Source organism: Monashia sp. NPDC004114 (assembly GCF_053603855.1).
In genome coordinates, this window is sequence record NZ_JBSGGK010000008.1 from 28700 (window position 1) to 48636 (window position 19937).

The following is a 19937-nucleotide window of genomic DNA, read 5'->3' on the forward strand; positions in this document are numbered from 1 at the left end:
TCAGCTCGCGAGCCGGTAGCCGAGCCCCCGAGCGGTGACGACATGGCGCGGGGATGCCGGGTCCAGCTCGACCTTCGTACGCAGCCGGCGGATGTGCACGTCGACGATGCGGCTGTCGCCGAAGTAGCCGTAACCCCAGACCCGGTCGAGCAGGTGCTCTCGGCTGCAGATCCGGCCGTCCGCCACCGCGAGCTCCACCAGGAGCCGGAACTCGGTGCGGGTCAGCGGGATCGGCTCCCCTTCTCGGGTCACCACGCCGTCGTCGACACCGATGTTGAGATCGCCGGACACGACGTGTCGCGGGGCACGGCCGGCGGTCGGCTCGGTGCGGCGGAGCAGGGCGCGGATGCGGGCGGCCAGCTCCTTGGCCACGAGCGGCTTGGTGACGTAGTCGTCGGCGCCGGACTCGAGACCCGCGACGACGTCGTGGCTGTCCGTGCGGGCCGTGACCATGATGACCGGCACGTCGCTGCCGCGCCTGATGTCACGGCATACCGAGAACCCGTCCCGGTCGGGGAGCATGAGGTCGAGCAGGACGATGTCGGGCGCCACCTCCTTGACCCGCTCGAGGCACTGCTCGCCGTCGGCGGCCTCCAGCACGGTGAAGCCCTCGTCCTCCAGTGCTAGCCGGAGGACGCGTCTGACCCTCGCATCGTCCTCGACGAGGAGCACTCTCCGCGCCACCCCCACAGTCTCCGAAGACCGGCTGGAAACAGGTCGAGTCCTGCCTGCGAAACACCTGGGAATTTGTGACTAAACGTGACCTGTCGCCACATCCGATGACGGCCAGTTTGCGGTCTCGTGTCATCTGCCTCCGGGGCCCCGGCGGGGCCTTCCGGCGTGCCTAGGTTGACGCCGACGGTCGCCGTGGCTCGGCGTCCGCGCCGGCCGCCATCCGGTCGGTTCGATCCAACCAAGGAGAACGCGATGCCCGTGAGGAAATGGCCCGTGGCAGCCGTCGCGGCGGTGGCCACGAGCTGCCTCGCCCTAGCCGCCTGCAACTCGAGCGGCGGGACGAACGCCGGCGCGACAGGTGCCGGTGGCAGCTCGGGGTCGGCGAGCGCGGTCAAGGGCGGCACGCTGAACATGCTCGGGAGCGGCGACGTCGACTACATGGACCCGAACATCAGCTACTACTCGATCGGCTATCTGGCGCTGCGTCTGTGGAGCCGGCAGCTCTTCAACTATCCAGCGGTCGACGGCCAGACCACCAAGGCCGTGCCCGACCTCGCCACCGACATGCCGACTGCCGGTAACGGCATCAGCAGCGACGGCAAGACGTACACGATCAAGATCCGCCAGGGCGCGAAGTGGGACACCAGCCCGGCACGGCAGATCACCGCAGCCGATGAGGTCCGCGGTGTCAAGCGGACGTGCAACCCGGCACAGCCGTTCGGCGGCCTGCCCGACTACGAGAGCCTGATCGTCGGCATGCAGGCCTTCTGCGACGGGTTCGCCAAGGTCGGGCACACCGCCTCGGCGATCGGCGACTACATCGAGAAGACGGACCTGCCCGGCGTCGTCGCCAAGGACGACCAGACGGTCGAGTTCAAGCTGAACAACCCGGCGAGCTACTTCCCGGACATGCTGACGCTGCCCGCCTTCTCGCCCGCACCGAAGGAGCTCGACCAGTACGTCCCGGCGAGCCCTGAGCTCGCGGCGCACACGATCTCCGACGGCCCTTACAAGATCGACTCGTACACGCCGACGAAGAGCATCAACTTCAGCCGCAACCCAGCCTGGGACGGCGCGAGCGACCCGATCCGCAAGGCCTACGTCGACAAGGTCGTCATCAACGAGACCGTCACGCAGGACTCGACGCAGCAGCAGCTGCAGACCGGCACCCCGAGTGCCGACATGGAGTTCGACAACTTCCCACCGCCGTCGCAGCTTCCGGCCCTCATCGCCAAGAAGGACCCGAACCTGACGATCGGCCCGTCGGCCTCCTCGAACCCCTACGTCGTGTTCAACATGGTCTCCCCGAACAACAACAAGGCCATGGCGAACCTCAAGGTGCGTGAGGCGCTCGAGTACGCGATCAACCGCGCCAACATCATCCAGGTCATCGGCGGTCCCAACCTCAACGAGTCGCTCAGCCACGTGCTGCCGTCGAACATCGTCGGTGGGTCCTCGAACTTCGACCTCTACCCGTACGACCCGAACAAGGCCAAGCAGCTGCTCAGTGAGGCGGGGTTCCCGAACGGGCTCACGCTGAAGATGCTCTACCGCAACGCGTCAGAGGGCAGCAGCAAGACCTTCCAGACGGTGCAGCAGGACCTGTCCAAGGCCGGCATCACCGTGCAGGGCGTCCCCTCCCCGAACGCCGACTTCTACACGAAGTACCTGCAGGTGCCCACCGTCGCGCAGCGCGGGGTCTGGGACCTGGCGGTGGCCGGCTGGGGAGCCGACTGGTACGGCAACGCGGCCCTGTCGTTCTTCAAGCCGCTGTTCTTCGGAAAGCCCGCGTTCCCGCCGATCGGCAGCAACTTCGGGCTCTTCGACGACTCGGCGACCAACGACATGATCACCAAGGCGGCCCAGTCGGCCACCGAGGACCAGGCGGCCACCCAGTGGGCTGATGCCGACAAGCAGGTGATGGGGCAGGCCCCGTTCTTCCCGATCACCAACCCGAAGCAGGCCAACTACCACGCCAGCCAGGTCAACGGCGCGGTCTACGTTCCGGCGATCCAGAACTACGACCCGACCAACGTCTGGCTCTCCGCGGACAAGCAAGGCGGCTGATCCGCGCTCGCCGGGCCGGCCGACGGCATATCCCGTCGGCCGGCTCGGGCAGCCGCGTGACCGTCCCACAACCCGTCATCGGAAGGCGTGTCCCATGGCACTGCTCGAGGTACGCGACCTCACGGTCTCGTTCAACACCCCCGACGGCGTCGTCCAGGCCGTGCGCGGGCTCTCGTTCGACGTCGAGCGTGCGAGCACGCTCGCCATCGTCGGTGAGTCCGGCTCGGGCAAGAGCGTCGCCACCCAGACCATCACCGGCCTGACCCGCGGAGCGCGCGTGTCGGGCTCGGCCAAGTTCGACGGCGTCGAGCTCATCGGCGCCTCGACCAAGACGCTCCAGCAGATCCGCGGTGCGCGGATCGGGATGATCTTCCAGGACCCGCTGTCCAGCCTGCACCCCTACTACTCGGTGGGCTGGCAGATCGTCGAGATGATCCGGGCCCACCGGAGCAACACCTCCACGGCGACCGCGCGGGCCCGGGCGGCCGAACTGCTCGGTCTCGTCGGCATCCCGAACGCCGCGCAGCGTCTCGACGACTACCCGCACCAGTTCTCCGGCGGCATGCGCCAGCGCGTCATGATCGCCATGGCCATGGCACTCGACCCGGCACTGCTCATCGCCGACGAGCCGACGACCGCGCTCGACGTGACCGTCCAGGCCCAGGTGCTGGGCGTCATGCGCCGGCTCCAGGAGGAGTTCGGCACGGCGATCATCCTCATCACCCACGACCTCGGGGTCGTGGCCGAGATGTCGGACGACGTCGTCGTCATGTATGCCGGCCGGGCCATGGAGCGCGCCCCCCGCCGCACCGTCTTCTACCTGGGACACCACCCCTACACGAAGGGACTGCTCGCGTCGCTGCCTGCCCAGGGTGGGGCCAGGGAGCGCCTCACGCCGATCGGCGGCACGCCGCCGTCCCTCATCAGCCCGCCGGTCCGGTGCCCGTTCGCGCCCCGCTGCCCGGACGTGTTCGACCGCTGCTGGCAGGAGCTGCCGGCGCTCGAGCCTGTCGCGAACGACCCTGAGCACACCTCCGCCTGCTTCCTGCCGAAGGACGCCGCATCGATGGGGCAGGACCTTGCGAAGGAGTCCGCATGACCGAGCCGCTGCTCATTGCCGACCAGGTCTCGAAGACGTTCCCGGTCAAGACCGGGGGTCTGCGGCGTGGCTCCCACGACGACGTCCACGCGGTCGACAACGTGTCTCTGGAGATCCAGCCGGGCGAGACCCTCGGGCTCGTCGGCGAGACAGGGTGCGGCAAGTCGACGCTTGCGCGGTGCATCGCCCGTCTCTACGACCTCAGCGGAGGCAAGGTCGTCTTCGACGGCCGCGACATCACCAACCTGTCCCGCAGCCAGCTGCGCGAGGTCCGCCGTGAGGTCCAGGTCATCTTCCAAGACCCGTACGGCTCGTTGAACCCGCGCCGCCGGGTCGGGTCGATCATCGGCGACCCCTTCGTCATCCACTCGCTCGGCACGTCGAAGGAGGTCAAGCGCAAGGTCCAGGAGCTGATGGAGCGCGTCGGCCTCAACCCGGAGCACTACAACCGCTTCCCCGCCGAGTTCTCCGGCGGCCAGCGGCAGCGCATCGGGGTCGCGCGGGCCCTGGCGCTGCAGCCCCGCCTCGTGATCTGCGACGAGCCGGTGTCGGCGCTCGACGTGTCGATCCAGGCCCAGATCATCAACCTGCTCATCGACCTGCAGGAGGACTTCGGCCTCACCTACCTGTTCATCTCGCACGACCTGTCCGTGATCCGGCACGTGAGCGACCGCGTGGCCGTGATGTACCTCGGCCGAGTCGTCGAGATCGGGCCGACGGAGGAGCTCTTCGCCAAGACCCGGCACCCCTATACGCGCGCGCTCCTGTCCGCCCTCCCGGTACCGGACCCGGACATCGCCGACAGCCGCGAGCGGACCATCCTCTACGGCGACCTGCCGTCGCCGACCAACCCGCCGACCGGCTGCCACTTCCACACCCGGTGCCCCAAGGCGCGCAGCGACTGTGTCGCGACCGCGCCAGCTCTCGTTCCCGTCCTCGGCGACCCGGACGACCACCGGACCGCCTGCCACCACCCGCTCGAGGTGGGCGAGGACCTCGCGGCGTCGCACCCGCAGATCTCCGACACCGAGATCGACCCCGCAGGCGACGGGTCCCTCACAGCCGACACTGCACCTGAAGGGAAAGCATCGTGAGCGGCATGATTCCGACCTCGACGTCATCCGGCGCGGGAACCCCCGAGCCCACGCCCGAGGCACAGGTCGGCCCGGGTGGCGCCGGCCAGACCGGCCAGAAGAGCATCGAGGGACGTAGCCCCTGGCTGCTCGCCTGGCAGCGGCTGCGACGCGACCGCGTCGCGATGATCTCCCTGGTCGTCATCTTCCTGATCCTGCTGATGGCGATCTTCGCGCCCGTGTTCGCCGCGATCACGGGCCACCCGGTCAACGAGCAGTACCGCCAGACCGGCCTGACCGCGGACGGTCTGCCAACGCCCCCCTCGAAGGAGTTCTGGCTCGGGACGGACGACCTCGGCCGTGACATTCTTGTTCGAATCGCTTATGGGGCAAGGATTTCCCTGCTTGTCGGTGTGGTCGCGACGGCGCTGACCGTCATCATCGGGGTCATCGTCGGTCTCGCCGCAGGCTTCCTCGGCGGCCTCGTCGACACGCTGCTGGCGCGTCTCATCGACGTGGTGCTGTCTATCCCGTTCATCCTGGTGGCCGTTGCGCTGGTCTCGATCACGGGCCCCAGCCTGCTCGTCACAGTGCTCGTCATCGGCTTCTTCAGCTGGGCCTCGGTCGCCCGTATCGTCAGAGGGCAGGTCCTGTCGCTCAGAGAACGTGAGTTCGTCGAAGCCGCAAGGTCGCTCGGCGCCTCGGACAACCGCATCATGTTCGTGGACATCCTGCCCAACATCCTCGCGCCGGTCATCGTCTACGCGTCCCTGCTCATCCCGGTGGTCATCGTCGTCGAGGCGACCCTGAGCTTCCTCGGGCTCGGGCTCCCGCCGCCCACCGCCGACTGGGGCGGGATGATCAGCGACTCGCAGAACTACTACACGGTCGCGTGGTGGTTCGTCGTCTTCCCCGGACTTGCTCTGCTCATCACGACGCTCGCCTTCAACCTCTTCGGTGACGGCGTCCGGGACGCGTTCGACCCACGCAGCGACAGGATGACCGCCGAGACGGAGTCCGAGGCGGTCGTCCTGTCCGACGAGAAGATCCTCGCCGAGTAGGAGGCTCCCGTGTCCCGATTCCTCATCCGCCGCATCGCCCTCGGGATCCTCGTCATGTGGCTGATCACCATCGCGGTGTTCGCGCTGTTCTTCATCGCACCCAACGACGTCGCCCGCACCCTCGCCGGTCGGCAGGCGACCCCCGAGACCGTGGCCCTGATCTCGCACCGGCTGGGCCTGGACCAGCCGGTGTGGAGGCAGTACCTCGACTTCCTCGGCAACCTGCTGCATGGCGACCTGGGCTACGACTACTACCACCAGCAGCCCGTCACGCAGATCATCGCCGCGGCCCTGCCGATCACGCTGTCCGTCGTCATCGGCGGCGCCATCATCTGGCTCGTGCTCGGTGTCACCAACGGCGTCCTCTCGGCCGTGCGGCCGCGCTCGTTCCTGGACCGCTCGCTGACGGCGACGAGCCTGCTGTTCTACTCCATGCCGACCTTTCTGCTGGGCCTGCTGCTGCTGTACTTCCTGTACTTCCGGCTGACCCTGGCCGGGTTCGCGATCTTCCCGCCAGGTGGCTACATACCGTTTTCCGAGGACCCCACCCAGTGGTTCATTCACATGGTCCTTCCCTGGCTGACCCTGGCCCTGGTCTCCGCGGCGACGTACACGCGCCTGACCCGAGCCTCGATGCTCGACGTCCTCGGTGAGGACTACGTCCGTACGGCCCGCTCCAAGGGCATCGGGGAGAACCGCGTCATCACCCGCCACGCCCTCCGGGCCGCGATGACCCCCATCGTCACGCAGTTCGGCATCGACGTCGGTGCGCTCCTCGGCGGCGTCGTGGTGACGGAGACGGTGTTCTCACTGCCGGGCCTGGGCAAGACGGCCATCGACGCGATCAACCAGCAGGACCTGCCGGTCATCATCGGGATCGTGCTGTTCGCGTCCCTGGCCGTCGTGGTCGCGAACATCGTCGTCGACATCCTGTATGCCGTCCTCGACCCCCGGGTCCGCCTGCACTGACCGGCGGGATCCACCTGTAGGGCGCCCTGAGGGGCGTGGGCATCCGGCCCCACCCTTCCGGGCGTTCCCGCATGGCTTCGGGAGCGCACGGGCCGTCCAGGCGGCATTATGGGCCTTCCAGGCGGCATACGGGACGTCCGAGGGGTGGGAGACCAGCATTCGGGCGTGTCAGGTCTCGTTGTCGAGACGATCTGAACGGGGGGCGAGACGCCGCGCCGAGGTCTGTGATACTCACACAGATGCGGCCTGCCACAATGGCGGCTGTCCCCTCACGAATAGCCCTCCACCTCCCCCTGCATTGGATGGAAATGATCGACAGACCCAACTTCAAGTTCTCCCGCCGTGGTTACGAGCCCGAGGAGGTCGACGCCTTCATCGAGTCGCAGAACCGAACCCTTCAGGCAGCGAAGAAGGATGCTGCCGAGCGCAGTGTCGAGCTGACCAAGCTCAACGCGGCGCTGACCGACTTGCGGGGACAGCTCGGTCAGCAGTCGCGGGCCATGGCCGACCTCAAGAAGAACGCCTCCGCTGCCCCGACCCAGACCTTCGCCGACCTCGGTGAGCGCATCGGCCAGATTCTCATGCTGGCCGAGCAGGAGGCGTCGGACATGCGCGCCGGGGCCACGGGCGAGGCTGACGAGATCCGCGAGCGCGCCAACCGCGCGGCCGCGGACCTGAAGTCCACGACCGCCACCTACGCCGAGCAGGCCCGCACGCGCGCCGACGACGAGGCCGTGCGGATCATCGCCCAGGCCAACCGCGAGGCGCAGGCCATCGTCGCCGAGGCGCAGAGCGTCACGGCGGCTCAGCGCCAAGAGGCGGCCGCCGAGTTCGAGGCGCACCGCCTGCGCGCCTCCACGGCCTCCGCGGAGCTCGAGGTCAAGCTCGCCGCCCGCCGCGAGTCGGCGGACCACGAGTTCGAGACGCGCCGGGCTCAGCAGGAGTCGCTGCTCGCCGAGTCGGAGGGGCGCCTGCGCCAGGTCACCGAGCGCGCCGAGCGCGACGCCACGGAGATGCGCGCCAAGGCCGAGCGACTGCTCCAGACCTCGCAGAGCCAGGCCGACACCATCGTGTCCGAGGCGCGCGACCACGCCGGCCGCATCCGCGAGGAGTCCGAGCGCGAGCTCGCCGCGACGACCGCGCAGCGCGACAGCATCACGGCCCAGCTCGGCAACGTCCGCCAGATGCTCGCCACCCTCGGTGGCGGCAGCCTGATGGAGTCGCTCGCTGCGCCCGACAAGGCTGCCCCGAACGCCCAGCCCACCCCGGCACCGGCGGAGGAGCCCGCCAAGGAGGCCCCGCGCGCCGAGGCCGAGCAGGCGGCGCCGGCTGAGCAGCCCGCCGAGGGCGAGGCGGCCGAGGACGGCTCCTACGGCTCCGACGAGGCGTCGTACTACGAGCGTGGCCCGCAGGGCGAGAAGGTCGCCGCGCACGGCTGACCCGTCCGGTCGATGACCGAAGGCCGCCCACCACACGTGGTGGGCGGCCTTCGTCATGCTCCGCGTCCGGGGCCCGTGCCCCTCGTCGACCGGGTATGCCGTCAGGCGGGGTCCTGCGCCCCGCCCTCGGCGAGGGGGTCGCCCGGACGGTCCGTCCCGGTGCCGGGTCCAGGGTCGGGTCCGGGGTCGGTATCGCTGCCGGGGGCGTCGCTGGCTTCGTCGGTGGCGCCGTCGAGAACCTCGGGATGACCCGGATGGTGCTCGTCGACAGGTGGGGCGTCGGACGTCGGGTCGTCCGCGCTGAGCAGCCGGCCGAGCAGCGGGCCGATGATGCGACGGAACGAGCGGCGCGGCCGGTCGCGGTCGAGGACCGCTACCTCCAGCTGAGAGGCGTCGAGGGAGCGACGCTCGCCGTTGTCACCGGCGCCGAGCACGTCGACAGCGACCTTGAGCGCCTCGCCGAGCGTGAGGCCTGGGCGCCAGGCGGTGCCGAGTCGCTCCTCCGCCGCGTCGCTCGCGCCGCCCATCGCGACGAAGCCCTGCTCGTCGGCGACCGACCCGTCATAGGTGAGCCGGAAGATCTGGTCGTCCTCGGTCGTGACGCCGACCTCGGCGACCACGATCTCGATCTCGAACGGTTTGGACTCCTGGGTGAAGATCGCGCCGAGGGTCTGGGCGTAGGTGTTGGCCAGGGCCCTCGCGGTCACGTCGGTGCGGTCGTAGGAGTAGCCACGCAGGTCGGCATACCGGATCCCGGCAACGCGCAGGCTCTCGAACTCGTTGTACCGGCCGACCGCGGCGAACGCGATGCGGTCGTAGATCTCCGACACCTTGTGCAGGGCCCGGGAGGGGTTCTCGGCGACGAAGGCGATCCCCTTGTCGTAGCCGAGCACGATGACCGAGCGACCGCGAGCAATTCCCTTGCGCGCGAAGTCGGCCCGGTCCTTCATGACCTGCTCTGGGGGGACGTAGAAAGGCATGGTCATCGCGCACCTCCGGGGTTGTCGCGGCGCGCATCGACCACCTGCTGCACATGGGTGTGCAGGACCTCGCGGTCGACGAAGTGAGCCCCGGCGTGGTCGACGACGGCCACGGTGGGCCAGATCTGCCTGCCAAGGTCCGGTCCACCGGTGGCGGAGTCGTCGTCCGCGGCGTCGTAGAGCGCCTCGATCGCGACGCCCACCGCCTGCTGCTCGGTGAGGCCGGGCCGCCACAGCTTCTTGAGCGCCCCGCGCGCGAAGACCGAGCCCGAGCCGGTGGAGTGGTGCCCGTTCTCCTGGTAGCACCCGCCCGTGACGTCGTAGGAGTAGATCCGCCCGACTGCGGTGTCGAGGTCGAACCCGGCATAGGTCGGCACGACGGTCAGACCCTGCATCGCGAGGGCGAGGTTGCCCCGGATCATCGAGGCGAGGCGGTTCGCCTTGCCCTCGAGCGACATGATGGCGCCCTCGATCTTCTCGTAGTGCTCGAGCTCGACCTGGTAGAGCCGGACGAGCTCGATCGCGACGCCGGCCGTGCCGGCGATCCCGACGACGCTGTACTCGTCGGCGACGAAGACCTTCTCCATGTCTCGGTTCGCGATCAGCGTGCCCATGGTGGCGCGCCGGTCACCCGCCATGACCACGCCACCGTCGTAGAGCAGGGCCACGATCGTGGTGCCGTGCGGGGCCTCGAGGCTGGCGCCCGAGGGAAGGCGTCGACCCGTCGGGAGCACCTCCGGACGGTAGGACGCGACGAACTCCGTGAACGATGACGAGCCCGCGGCGAGGTAGGCGTCGTCGAGGCGCCGTGGACGCCCCGAGGCGTGGTTCGTCACTGGCCGCCCTTCTGGACGAACCCGCGCACGAACTCCTCGGCGTTGGACTCGAGCACCCCGTCGATCTCGTCGAGGACGCTGTCGATGTCGTCGGTCAGGCCCTCCTTGACCGCGGCACCGGCCGGGGGCGGAGTCTCTGGCGCCTCGGGCGGCTCCTCGTCGCGACGCTGCGGCTTGACGTGCTCTTGACCGGCCATGGCCACCTCCCAGGACGTGTGTGAGTACCTCTCACCTCTGACCCTAACGCGTGGGCCCGCCCGCTCAGCGCACCGCATCTCAGTCCGAAGGGGATCTCACTCCACAGGGATCTCACTCCGGGGTGGACAGACCCCGAAGCAGCGCCGTCACGTCGGGGCTCTCCTCGAGCAGCGTGCCGACCTGCGCTCTGGTCCCCCGCTCGGGCTCGAGGATCGGCACGCGCTGCAGGCTGGCGTGGCCGGGCACGTCGAAGACGACAGAGTCCCAGCTGGCCGAGAAGACCTGCTGGGTGAACCGGCGCACACAGGTGCCGCGGAACCACGCCCGGGTGTCCTCAGGAGGCGTCGTCTGGGCCGACTTGATCTCCTCAGGGCTCACGAGGTCATGCAGTCGCCCTCGGTCCCGCAGGCGGTGCACGAGCCCCTTCTCCGGTCGCACGTCGGCCCACTGGATGTCGATGGCCGCGAGGCGGTGGTCGTCCCACGCGAGGCCGTCACGGGCTCGGTAGCCCTCGAGAAGCTGGAGCTTGGCGACCCAGTCGAGCATGGGCGCGCACGACATGACATCGGTGCCGAGGCGGGTCAGGACATCCTCCCAGTACGCCATCACCTCGCGGGTCGCCTCGGGCTCCGGGTCGTCGCCACGGCGGTCGAGCCAGGCCCGAGCGGCCTCGAGGTACATCCACTGCACGTCGAGAGCCGAGACCTGGCGGCCGTCGGTCAGCTCGAAGGTCGCCTTGAGCGACGGGTCGTGCGACACGGCCTGCAGGGTCGCGACGGGGCGCCGGATCGACCAGTCCTCGGTGAGGTGCCCGTCCTCGATCATCCCGAGCACGAGCGAGGTGGTGCCGGTCTTGAGCAGCGACGCGACGTCGAGGTGGTTGGCGTCGCCGATGATGACGTGCAGGCGGCGGTAGCGGTCAGCCACGGCGTGCGGCTCGTCGCGGGTGTTGATGATGGGTCGCTTGAGGGTGGTCTCGAGGCCGACCTCGGTCTCGAAGAAGTCGGCCCGCTGGGAGATCTGGTACCCCGCTCCGCGGCTGTCGACGCCCAGCCCGACCCGACCCGCCCCACACACGACCTGCCGCGTCACGAAGAACGGGATGAGGTGGCGGACGATGTCGGGGAAGGCCGTCCGGCGCGGCATGAGGTAGTTCTCGTGGGTGCCGTAGGACTGGCCCTTGCCGTCGGCGTTGTTCTTGTACAGGTTGACCGGCGCCTGCCCCGGGCGCTCGGCGAGCAGCCGCACCGACTCCAGGGCGATCGCATCACCGGCCCGGTCCCAGATGACGGCGTCCCGCGGGAGGGTGACCTCGGGTGAGCTGTACTCCGGGTGCGCGTGGTCGACGTAGTAGCGCGCGCCGTTGGTCAGCACGACGTTGGCCAGCGTCGGGTCCTCGATGTCGGTCAGCTGGCTGGGATCCGCGGTCTGCCGGTCGAGCTGCCACCCGCGGGCGTCACGCAGCGGGTCCTCGAAGGCGTAGTCCCAGCTCGACTGGTTGGAGCGGATGCCCTGCGACGCGGCATACACGCTGACGACCTGGCCGGACAGGAACATCGGGTTGGCCAGCGGGTCGCCCGGCACCGAGATGCCGTACTCCGTCTCCAGGCCCATGATCCGACGCACCGTCATGGTCAGGACGATAACCGGCGGACGGCTGGGCGGCTCCGGCGGCACCACATGGTGACCCGCTCCCGGACCTGGATCGCCCCGCCTGATCCCCGCGCTGCGGGCCGGGGCGACACCAGCCGTATGCCGGCTGCCCCAGGTCAGAGGGCCCCGATCCTCTGGAGTCGGTTGAGCGAGACCCAGCCGAACGGGATGGGCAGCCAGTACGTCGCGAGGCGGTACAGCAGCACGGCGGACACAGCGGTGCCGCCGTCCACGCCGATGGCGATCAGGCCCGCAGACATCGCGGCCTCGATGCCGCCGAGGCCTCCGGGCGTCGGCACCGCAGACCCGATGATGGCTCCGGCGAAGTAGACGACCGCGATGGCGGCGACCGGCGCCTCGGCGCCGAACGCCCTCGTCGCGCACACCAGGGCGGCCACGAACGACATGTCGAGCAGCAGGGCGCCGCCGAGCAGCTGGACGAGCTTCTTCGGGTGCTGGAGCACGCGAAGCACCTGTGGCAGCGCCGAGCGGATCTGCGGCATGACGCGGTCCGTGATGAGCGCACGCACCCGTGGCACGGCCACCAGCACGAGGATGACGATGACAACGATGAGGATCGCGGCCACGAGCACGGGTGACGGGCTGAACGACACCGCAGGTCCCGTGCCGGCGAGGACACCCGAGATGACGAGGAGCGCGAAGTACGAGCAGAACTGGGCCACCTGGGCGACACCGACGCTCGCGCCGGCCACGGTCGGCGTCAGGCCCGATGTCTGCAGGTAGCGGGTGTTGAGGGCGATGTTGCCGACGGCCGCGGGGGCGACCAGCCCGCTGAAGGCGACGGCGAGCTGCGTCATGTACGTCCGGACGAAGCGCAGGTGGATCTCGACTGCGCCCGCCAGGGCCACCGAGGCTCCTGCGAAGGTGGCAGCCGCGAACAGCAGCAACAGCCCGGCCCAGCGCCAGTCGGCGCCGACGATGACCTGGCCGAAGTCGACCTTCGCCAGCTGGGTGAGGATGAGGTAGGCCGCTACCCCGCCCCCCACCAGGGTGACCAGGCCGCGCAGCGTGACTCGGCGCAGCTGGATGGGCTCGGCTGCGGCCTTCGACGGCCGCAGGGCGACGACTCGCTCGCGCAGCTCACCCAGGATTCCCTTGTGCCCCTTGATCGCCGCTCGCGTGTCCGGGCTGAGGGCGACCGACTGCAGCAGCGGTGCCGCCCGGACGACTGCCTCCTCGCCGAGCACGGCGACCGCCGAGTCGACCGCGCGCTCTGGCCCCACCGCGAGACCGACCGTGGTGAGCAGCTGGGCGAGGTCGATCCGCAGGCTGATGTCGTCGGCCGCGAGGTCCCCGCTGCCGAGCCGGGCGAGCGCCACGCCACCGTCGTCGTCGACGAGGACCGTCGTCGGGCTGAAGGCACGGTGCACCACGCGACGACGGATCAGGGTCTGCGCCATCCGCCACGTCGACGCGAGCTGGGCGTCGGTGACCTCCTCCCCCACCTCACCGATCGGCCGCCCCGACGGCTCGACGTAGGCGATCACCGCCGAGAAGGCACCGACCTCGCTCACCGCCACAGGTCGCGGCGCCGCGATGCCCGATTCGTGCAGGAGCAGCCCCATCAGGGTGCGATGCTCGAGCTCTGCCCGCAGCGTGAACGACGGTGGCCGGGTGAACCCGCTGCGGAGCCGAAGGACGCGCAACAGCCGGCGTCCGGACGCCAGCCCGAAGGTGTCTCGGTCGATCACGTGGACGTCCACGGGCCCGTCGTCGGTCGTGCCGGCATACCGCCTGTCACCGGCGTCGTTGGCGTCGATGAGCTCGAGCCGGCGAAGCGGCATACCCGTGGCCACGAGCACCCGGCCCACCTCGGTGCCCGGCGGCCGCGTCGAGGTCACCCCGAAGGCGAGCCGGAAGGCGAGGCCCACGATCCAGCCCAGCAGCAGCGAGCTGATCAGCGCCGCGAGCGTCATCACTCCCGACAGCAGCGTCGTGACCAGCGTCGCGAGCACGACGATCGTCGCGATCGGCGAGATCCACTTGCGCCCAGAGATGTCGGCGACCGTGATCAGCGCCACCATCGAGACGACCACGATGTCGAGCGGGCCGGTGCGTCCGGTCGAGGTGGACGCGGGCCTGGTGAGCAGGTCGGTGAGGAAACCACCGTTGCCGGAGGACACGAGGATGGTCAGGACGATGACGAGCACCCCTGCGACCACCGCAGCGCCGAGTGCCTGGATGAGCTGCATCGGACGCCGCCGGACCACCAGGTCCACGCCGATGCCGATGGGCAGCAGCAGGACCCCGATGCCACTCGCCCAGCCGAGCAGCGTCAGCAACAGGCGTGGCAGGCCACTCGTGGCCTCGGTGAGGTCCTGCTCGACGGCGCCACGGGTGCCGGCTGCGAGCTCGGCCACGAGGAGCCCCACGACGAGCAGGACGACCGCCACCGCGAGCCGCACGCCGTCCGCGGGGCGACGGACACGCTCCGGGATCGGGGGCTCGACGACGTCGACCGGCAGGTCGGGCTGTGCCGAACCGCTTCCCTGGTCCGCGGGGCCGGGGCCGCCCGGGTCGCCCGGGTCGCCCGGGTCGCCCGGCTCGTTGGGGCCCGCGGGCGGGGGCGCTGAGCCGAGCAGGTCCGAGCTGTCGCGCTCGTCTGATCGGTCCAGCCTGTCCGCGCCCTCGGCGTCCGGCACCTCGCTCCCCTCTGCTCGCCCAGCCACCCTCGAAGGCGGTCCGGCGAGCGCCTTCGCTGCCTCGTGTTCGGTTGACACGCCCTCATCGTGCCTCAGTCGGCTCAGAACGTACCGCTACGACGCGTCTGAGGTCGTGCTGGACACACTCTCAGCGGAACCTGAGACACACACGGGAGGATGTCCACAGGGGGCCCAGAGGGTCGCGCAGACCTTGCCCCGGTCGGATAGTCTGCGAATCGCACGCGCTTCTCGAGAGGGATGGCTCGAATGAACGATGTCGTCGTGTTCAGCGGTTCTGCGCATCCGTCGCTTGCCGACCGGATCTGTGCCCATCTCGGGGTGACGAGGTCCCCGGTAGACATCAAGCGTTTCAGCAACGACTGCCTGCAGGCGCAGCTGCTCGCCAACTGCCGACAGCGGGACGTCTACCTCATCCAGCCGCTCGTGCCACCGACCCAGGAGCACCTCATGGAGCTGCTGCTGATGATCGATGCCGCGCGGGGCGCGTCGGCGGCGCAGATCACCGCCGTCATGCCGCACTACGCCTACGCCCGCTCGGACAAGAAGGACGCCTCGCGCATCTCGCTCGGCGGCCGGCTCGTGGCCGACATGATCTCGACGGCCGGTGCACATCGGGTGCTGACGATGGCCCTTCACGCACCTCAGGTCCATGGCTTCTTCTCAACCCCGGTCGACCACCTCACGGCGATCGGGGTTCTTGCTGACCACTTCCGCGACCGGGACCTGCGCAACGGCGTCGTCGTCAGCCCCGACCTCGGCAACGCCAAGGTGGCGACGCAGTTCGCGCGGCTCCTCGGACTGCCCGTGGCGGCCGGGTCGAAGCAGCGGGTAGCCGACGACCGGGTCGTCATCGAGTCGATCGTCGGTGACGTGTCCGGCCGTCGCGCCATCATCCTCGACGACGAGATCGCCACCGGAGGCTCCATGCTCGAGCTGCTCGACCGGCTCAAGGACGCCGGTACCACCGAGGCGGCCATCGTCTGCACACATGGCCTCTTCGCCGGCAAGGCCGTCGAACGGCTGCGCGGGCACCCATTCGTCACGGAGGTCGTGACCACCGACACTGTTCCCGCCCCGCAAGGGTGGCCCGAGCTCAAGGTGCGGTCCGTCGCGGCACTCTTCGCCGAGGCGATCAGCCGCATCCATCACGGCCGGTCGATCAGCTCCCTGTTCGAGGGCGTGGACCCGATGCACGCACCACCGCAGGCCAGGCTGCCGTTCGAGACGTCGGCGTGAGCAGGGCCCCAGGTGACAGCCCTCGTGATGGCCCGTTCATGAAAACCCTTGCCGCACTGCGCCGCCCGGTCGTGGCGTTCCTGCTCGACGTCCTGCTGGTCATCGTGTTCGCCGCGATCGGCCGGGCCAGCCACGACGAGGCGAACCCCGTCCTCGGGTCGCTGCAGACTGCCTGGCCGTTCCTCGTCGGCACGGTCGTCGGGTGGCTGGTCGTCCGGATGCTGCGCAAGGGCTGGCCGGTCGACGTCGGCCCGGGGATCACGGTGTGGTTCGCAACCCTGGTCATCGGAATGGTCCTTCGCCGCGCCACCGGTTCGGGCACCGCGCCGAGCTTCGTCGTCGTGGCAGCGCTCGTGCTCGCCCTGCTGCTCCTGGGATGGCGGGCGCTCGCGGCGTTTGCCGCCCGCCGCACCGCGCGACCGCGTGTGGGTGCCCACGCCGACGACACGTGAGATCAGCGCGCCGCCGGGTCGTATGCCGCCGCTCGACCTTCGAGCGACCCCGGGAGCACCCACCCTGCTCGGGTGGGTGCTCCGTGCGGGTGCGTCCTGCGGTCGATCAGAGGTACTGGCCGGTGTTGGCGGTCGCGATGGAGCGACCCGGCTCGGTGCCGTCCTTGCCCTTGATGAGCGTCCGGATGTAAACGATCCGCTCGCCCTTCTTGCCGCTGATCCTGGCCCAGTCGTCCGGGTTGGTCGTGTTGGGCAGGTCCTCGTTCTCCTTGAACTCATCGACACAGCTGGCCAGCAGGTGCTCGACGCGGATGCCCTTCTGGGCGGTCGTGAGGAAGTCCTTGATGGCCAGCTTCTTGGCCCGGTCGACGATGTTCTGGATCATCGCGCCGGAGTTGAAGTCCTTGAAGTAGAGGATCTCCTTGTCACCGCCCTGGTAGGTGACCTCGAGGAACCTGTTCTCCTCCATCTCGGAGTACATCCGCTCGACGGCCGCCGTGATCATCGCCTCGACGGTCGCGTCGCGGTCGCCACCGTGCACCGACAGGTCGTGCTCGTGCAGCGGCAGGGACGTGGTGAGGTACTTGCTGAAGATGTCCCGGGCGCTCTCGGCGTCGGGCCGCTCGATCTTGATCTTGGCGTCGAGGCGGCCCGGGCGCAGGATCGCCGGGTCGATCATGTCCTCGCGGTTCGAGGCACCGATGACGATGACGTTGTCGAGCCGCTCCACGCCATCGATCTCGGCCAGCAGCTGGGGCACGATCGTCGTCTCCACGTCACTGGACACCCCGGAGCCGCGGGTGCGGAAAAGGGAGTCCATCTCGTCGAAGAAGACCACGACCGGTGTGCCGTCGGAGGCCTTCTCGCGAGCCCGCTGGAAGATCAGACGGATGTGTCGCTCGGTCTCACCGACGTACTTGTTGAGCAGCTCCGGACCCTTGATGTTGAGGAAGTAGCTCCGCGTCGGTGGCTCGCCGCTGCGCTCGGCCACCTGGCGAGCCAGTGACGCGGCCACGGCCTTGGCGATGAGCGTCTTGCCGCAGCCGGGCGGGCCGTAGAGCAGGACGCCCTTGGGCGGCTTGAGCGCGTGCTCCTTGAACAGCTCGGGGTGCAGGAACGGCAGCTCGACCGCGTCGCGGATCTGCTCGATCTGCCCGGCTAGGCCACCGATGTCCTCGTAGGCGACGTCCGGCACCTCCTCGAGCACGAGCTCCTCGACCTCGAGCTTCGGGATGACCTCGTGCACGAAGTTGGAGCGGGGGTCGAGGGCGAGCGAGTCACCAACTCGGATGCGCTCTGCGAGAAGGGGGTTCGCCAGGCGGCACACCCTCTCCTCGTCGCCGTGTGTGACCACGACGACTCGGTCCTGGTCGAGGCGCTCCTTGACCGTGACCACCTCGCCGACGCGCTCATAGCCGTGCACCGACACCACGTTGAGAGCCTCGTTGAGCATGACCTCGCGGCCAAGGCCGAGCTCGGCCTGGTCGACCGAAGGGCTGATGGCGACACGCATCTTTCGACCGCCAGTGAGGATGTCGATGCTGCCGTCCTCCGGCGCGTCGACCACGAAGCCGTACGTGCTCGGCGGCTGGGCCAGCCGGTCGACCTCCTTCTTCAGGGTGACGATCTGCTCGCGAGCGTCCTTGAGCGTGCGCACGAGGCGCTCGTTCTGCGTCGAGAGCGTCGCCAGGCTCGTCTGGACATGGGCCAGCCGTGCCTCGAGCTCACGCGTTCGCTGTGGTGACATACGGGCGGCGTCCCGAAGAGACTCGACCTCGGCGCGCAGCGCGGAGAGCTCTCGCTCCCCCGCCCCCGGGGCCCCGGACTCGTGGGAACCGGGCCCCCGGGCACCGGTAGGACCTTGGTTGCGGACGTCGTCTGACATCTCGGCCTCCTCATCCGTCACTCACACAACGTGACGATTCGACCCTAACTCGCGATCAGCCGATGTCGTCGGACGTTTCAGCCAGTGATCGACGCACGCGTCGGATCGTCTTCTCGCTCTTGACGCGCATACCCAGAGCCTCTGCTGTCCACGCATCGGCGGGGATGTCGGTCGAGACCGTCGAGCCAGGGACGGAGGCGACCTCAGCTGCATCCAGGGCGCCCTCGGGGTCGCCGGAGTCGGGACCCGCGTCGCCTGGCCGGCCGTCGACCTGGCCGTAGGCTCCCTTGGCGGGTCGACGCTTGCGCTCCGGGGGCTCCACGCCCGGTGCAAGGCGCCGGGTCGTGATGAGGAAGCCCGTGTGGCCGTGCATGCGGTGCTGCGGGCGCACGGCCAGCCCCTCGAGATGCCACCCGCGCACGAGCGACTCCCAGGCGCTGGGCTCGGTGAAACCGCCGTGCGCCCGCATCCCCTCCGCGACGCGGCTCAGCTGGGTGGTGGTCGCGACGTAGCAGATCAGGACCCCGCCGGGGATGAGCGCGTCGGCGACGACGTCGAGGCACTCCCACGGCGCGAGCATGTCGAGCACGACGCGGTCGACGGAACCGGCATCGGTGACCTGCGGCAGGGTGTCGACGAGGTCACCCACGGTGATGGTCCACGCCGGGTGGTCACCTCCGAAGAACGCCCGTCCGTTGCCCTTGGCGATCTCGGCGAAGTCGTCGCGCCGTTCGAAGGACAGGAGCCGACCCTCCTCGCCGATCGCACGCAGGAGCGACATCGACAGCGCGCCGCTGCCGACCCCCGCCTCGACGACGGTCGCTCCAGGGAAGATGTCGGCCATCTGGACGATCTGGCCCGAGTCCTTGGGATAGACGACCGCGGCGCCCCGTGGCATCGACATGACGTAGTCGCTGAGCAACGGCCGGAGCGCGAGGTACTCGACTCCGGCCGTGTTCGTGACGACGGAGCCGTCGGGCGCACCGATGACGTCGTCGTGCCGCAGGAACCCGCGATGGGTGTGGAACTCGCGCCCGGGCTCGAGGGTGATCGTGTGAAGCCGGCCCTTGGGGTCGGTCAGCTGGACCCGCTCACCGGGCTCGAACGACCCACGGCGGTTGTGGGCGACGCCGGTGGTGTGGGGTTTCGGGACGTCGCTCATGGGAGCACAGTCTAGGAGGCGCCAGAGCCGCTTCCCGACAGCCGGCGCACGACACCAGCCTCGACCTCGTAGCGGCTCTGGCGGCCCACAGCGGCACCGAAGAACCGCCGGCGCAGCGCACCCCCGATCTCGATGGCCTCGCCGGCGCCGAGCCGCAGCGCGGCCCGTCTGGTGGCCGCGGTCCAGCAGACGACGTCGATCGTGTCGACAGTGGCGCGCCGGGGTGCTCCTGCCGTCGCCGCGCGCGGCCGCGACGGCCCGCCACGGCGTGGGACCACGACGCGCAGCGTGACGATGACGTCGCCACTCGGGAGCTCACGCTCCTGCGCCTCCGCGGCCAGGCGCCCCCACAGGACCACCTCGTTGCGGACGGCCTCCTGCTCTGGCGGTCTGGGTGCGGATCGGCTGGTGCGGGCGGCCATCGGTACCTCCTGGTGCTCGGGAGTCTGTCCGCACCACGATGGGGCG

Annotated in this window: 17 protein-coding genes; 8 read left to right on the top strand and 9 right to left on the bottom strand. The window is 69.5% G+C overall.

All coding sequences use genetic code 11. The features are described 5' to 3' along the window. Positions 1-684: a response regulator gene (locus ACWEOW_RS11985; RefSeq protein WP_452269426.1), complete on the bottom strand. Its 684-nt coding sequence runs from the start codon at positions 682-684 to the stop codon at positions 1-3. 243 nt (positions 685-927) lie between these two features. Here ACWEOW_RS11985 and ACWEOW_RS11990 point away from each other — a divergent pair, with 243 nt between their 5' ends. The 6 genes from ACWEOW_RS11990 (at position 928) to ACWEOW_RS12015 (ending at position 8383) form a co-directional block, all read left to right on the top strand. Further along, complete coding sequence (locus ACWEOW_RS11990) at positions 928-2742, top strand: ABC transporter substrate-binding protein (RefSeq protein ID WP_452269427.1); 1815 nt, start codon at positions 928-930, stop codon at positions 2740-2742. Positions 2743-2836: 94 nt separating this feature from the next. After that, entirely contained in the window at positions 2837-3841 is a 1005-nt protein-coding gene (locus ACWEOW_RS11995; RefSeq protein WP_452269428.1) for an ABC transporter ATP-binding protein, read from the top strand. Beyond that, complete coding sequence (locus ACWEOW_RS12000) at positions 3838-4935, top strand: ABC transporter ATP-binding protein (protein ID WP_452269429.1); 1098 nt, start codon at positions 3838-3840, stop codon at positions 4933-4935. Before ACWEOW_RS11995 ends, ACWEOW_RS12000 begins: the two co-directional genes overlap by 4 nt. A gap of 5 nt (positions 4936-4940) precedes the next feature. Further along, a complete protein-coding gene (locus ACWEOW_RS12005) occupies positions 4941-5975 on the top strand; it encodes an ABC transporter permease (RefSeq protein ID WP_452269607.1) in 1035 nt (344 codons plus the stop codon). A gap of 9 nt (positions 5976-5984) precedes the next feature. Further along, positions 5985-6944, top strand: coding sequence for an ABC transporter permease (locus ACWEOW_RS12010; protein ID WP_452269430.1), 960 nt, complete (start codon positions 5985-5987; stop codon positions 6942-6944). Positions 6945-7252: 308 nt separating this feature from the next. Beyond that, a complete protein-coding gene (locus tag ACWEOW_RS12015) occupies positions 7253-8383 on the top strand; it encodes a hypothetical protein (RefSeq protein WP_452269431.1) in 1131 nt (376 codons plus the stop codon). A 101-nt stretch (positions 8384-8484) separates the two neighbouring features. Here the strand turns inward: ACWEOW_RS12015 and prcA are convergent, their stop codons facing one another. From prcA to ACWEOW_RS12040, 5 genes are all read right to left on the bottom strand, one after another. Continuing rightward, complete coding sequence (prcA, locus tag ACWEOW_RS12020) at positions 8485-9363, bottom strand: proteasome subunit alpha (protein ID WP_452269432.1); 879 nt, start codon at positions 9361-9363, stop codon at positions 8485-8487. Between the two features lie 2 nt (positions 9364-9365). Continuing rightward, a complete protein-coding gene (gene prcB / locus ACWEOW_RS12025; protein WP_452269433.1) occupies positions 9366-10199 on the bottom strand; it encodes a proteasome subunit beta in 834 nt (277 codons plus the stop codon). Next, positions 10196-10396, bottom strand: a complete 201-nt coding sequence (locus ACWEOW_RS12030; protein ID WP_452269434.1) for a ubiquitin-like protein Pup — start codon at positions 10394-10396, stop codon at positions 10196-10198. Before ACWEOW_RS12030 ends, prcB begins: the two co-directional genes overlap by 4 nt. A 112-nt stretch (positions 10397-10508) precedes the next feature. After that, on the bottom strand, positions 10509-12029 hold the full coding sequence (gene dop, locus ACWEOW_RS12035; RefSeq protein WP_452269435.1) for a depupylase/deamidase Dop: 1521 nt from the start codon (positions 12027-12029) through the stop codon (positions 10509-10511). Between the two features lie 137 nt (positions 12030-12166). Beyond that, positions 12167-14791, bottom strand: coding sequence for a lysylphosphatidylglycerol synthase domain-containing protein (locus tag ACWEOW_RS12040; RefSeq protein ID WP_452269436.1), 2625 nt, complete (start codon positions 14789-14791; stop codon positions 12167-12169). Positions 14792-14980: 189 nt separating this feature from the next. Here ACWEOW_RS12040 and ACWEOW_RS12045 point away from each other — a divergent pair, with 189 nt between their 5' ends. Together ACWEOW_RS12045 and ACWEOW_RS12050 are read left to right on the top strand one after the other, a co-directional pair. Next, complete coding sequence (locus tag ACWEOW_RS12045; protein ID WP_452269437.1) at positions 14981-15970, top strand: ribose-phosphate diphosphokinase; 990 nt, start codon at positions 14981-14983, stop codon at positions 15968-15970. A gap of 38 nt (positions 15971-16008) precedes the next feature. Continuing rightward, a complete protein-coding gene (locus ACWEOW_RS12050) occupies positions 16009-16422 on the top strand; it encodes a DUF3054 domain-containing protein (protein ID WP_452269438.1) in 414 nt (137 codons plus the stop codon). 106 nt (positions 16423-16528) lie between these two features. On the opposite strand, the gene arc is transcribed toward ACWEOW_RS12050, so the two are convergent. The 3 genes from arc to ACWEOW_RS12065 are packed head-to-tail and all read right to left on the bottom strand — an operon-like array spanning position 16529 to position 19891. Next, a complete protein-coding gene (gene arc / locus ACWEOW_RS12055; protein WP_452269439.1) occupies positions 16529-18307 on the bottom strand; it encodes a proteasome ATPase in 1779 nt (592 codons plus the stop codon). A 55-nt stretch (positions 18308-18362) separates the two neighbouring features. Then, positions 18363-19469 (bottom strand): tRNA (adenine-N1)-methyltransferase, encoded by a 1107-nt coding sequence (locus ACWEOW_RS12060; protein WP_452269440.1) that lies wholly within the window; start codon positions 19467-19469, stop codon positions 18363-18365. 11 nt (positions 19470-19480) lie between these two features. Further along, entirely contained in the window at positions 19481-19891 is a 411-nt protein-coding gene (locus ACWEOW_RS12065; protein WP_452269441.1) for a single-stranded DNA-binding protein, read from the bottom strand. Between the last annotated feature and the right edge of the window lie 46 nt (positions 19892-19937).

Bases quoted from the DNA above. Each gene is read 5' to 3' on its own strand.
- ACWEOW_RS11990 (WP_452269427.1), top strand. From the start codon at position 928: ATGCCCGTGAGGAAATGGCCCGTGGCAGCCGTCGCGGCGGTGGCCACG.
- ACWEOW_RS12000 (WP_452269429.1), top strand. From the start codon at position 3,838: ATGACCGAGCCGCTGCTCATTGCCGACCAGGTCTCGAAGACGTTCCCG.
- ACWEOW_RS12030 (WP_452269434.1), bottom strand. From the start codon at position 10,396: ATGGCCGGTCAAGAGCACGTCAAGCCGCAGCGTCGCGACGAGGAGCCG.
- dop (WP_452269435.1), bottom strand. From the start codon at position 12,029: ATGACGGTGCGTCGGATCATGGGCCTGGAGACGGAGTACGGCATCTCG.
- ACWEOW_RS12060 (WP_452269440.1), bottom strand. From the start codon at position 19,469: ATGAGCGACGTCCCGAAACCCCACACCACCGGCGTCGCCCACAACCGC.
- ACWEOW_RS11995 (WP_452269428.1), top strand. From the start codon at position 2,837: ATGGCACTGCTCGAGGTACGCGACCTCACGGTCTCGTTCAACACCCCC.
- ACWEOW_RS12050 (WP_452269438.1), top strand. From the start codon at position 16,009: ATGAAAACCCTTGCCGCACTGCGCCGCCCGGTCGTGGCGTTCCTGCTC.
- prcA (WP_452269432.1), bottom strand. From the start codon at position 9,363: ATGCCTTTCTACGTCCCCCCAGAGCAGGTCATGAAGGACCGGGCCGAC.
- ACWEOW_RS12045 (WP_452269437.1), top strand. From the start codon at position 14,981: ATGAACGATGTCGTCGTGTTCAGCGGTTCTGCGCATCCGTCGCTTGCC.
- arc (WP_452269439.1), bottom strand. From the start codon at position 18,307: ATGTCAGACGACGTCCGCAACCAAGGTCCTACCGGTGCCCGGGGGCCC.
- ACWEOW_RS12005 (WP_452269607.1), top strand. From the start codon at position 4,941: ATGATTCCGACCTCGACGTCATCCGGCGCGGGAACCCCCGAGCCCACG.
- ACWEOW_RS12065 (WP_452269441.1), bottom strand. From the start codon at position 19,891: ATGGCCGCCCGCACCAGCCGATCCGCACCCAGACCGCCAGAGCAGGAG.
- ACWEOW_RS12015 (WP_452269431.1), top strand. From the start codon at position 7,253: ATGATCGACAGACCCAACTTCAAGTTCTCCCGCCGTGGTTACGAGCCC.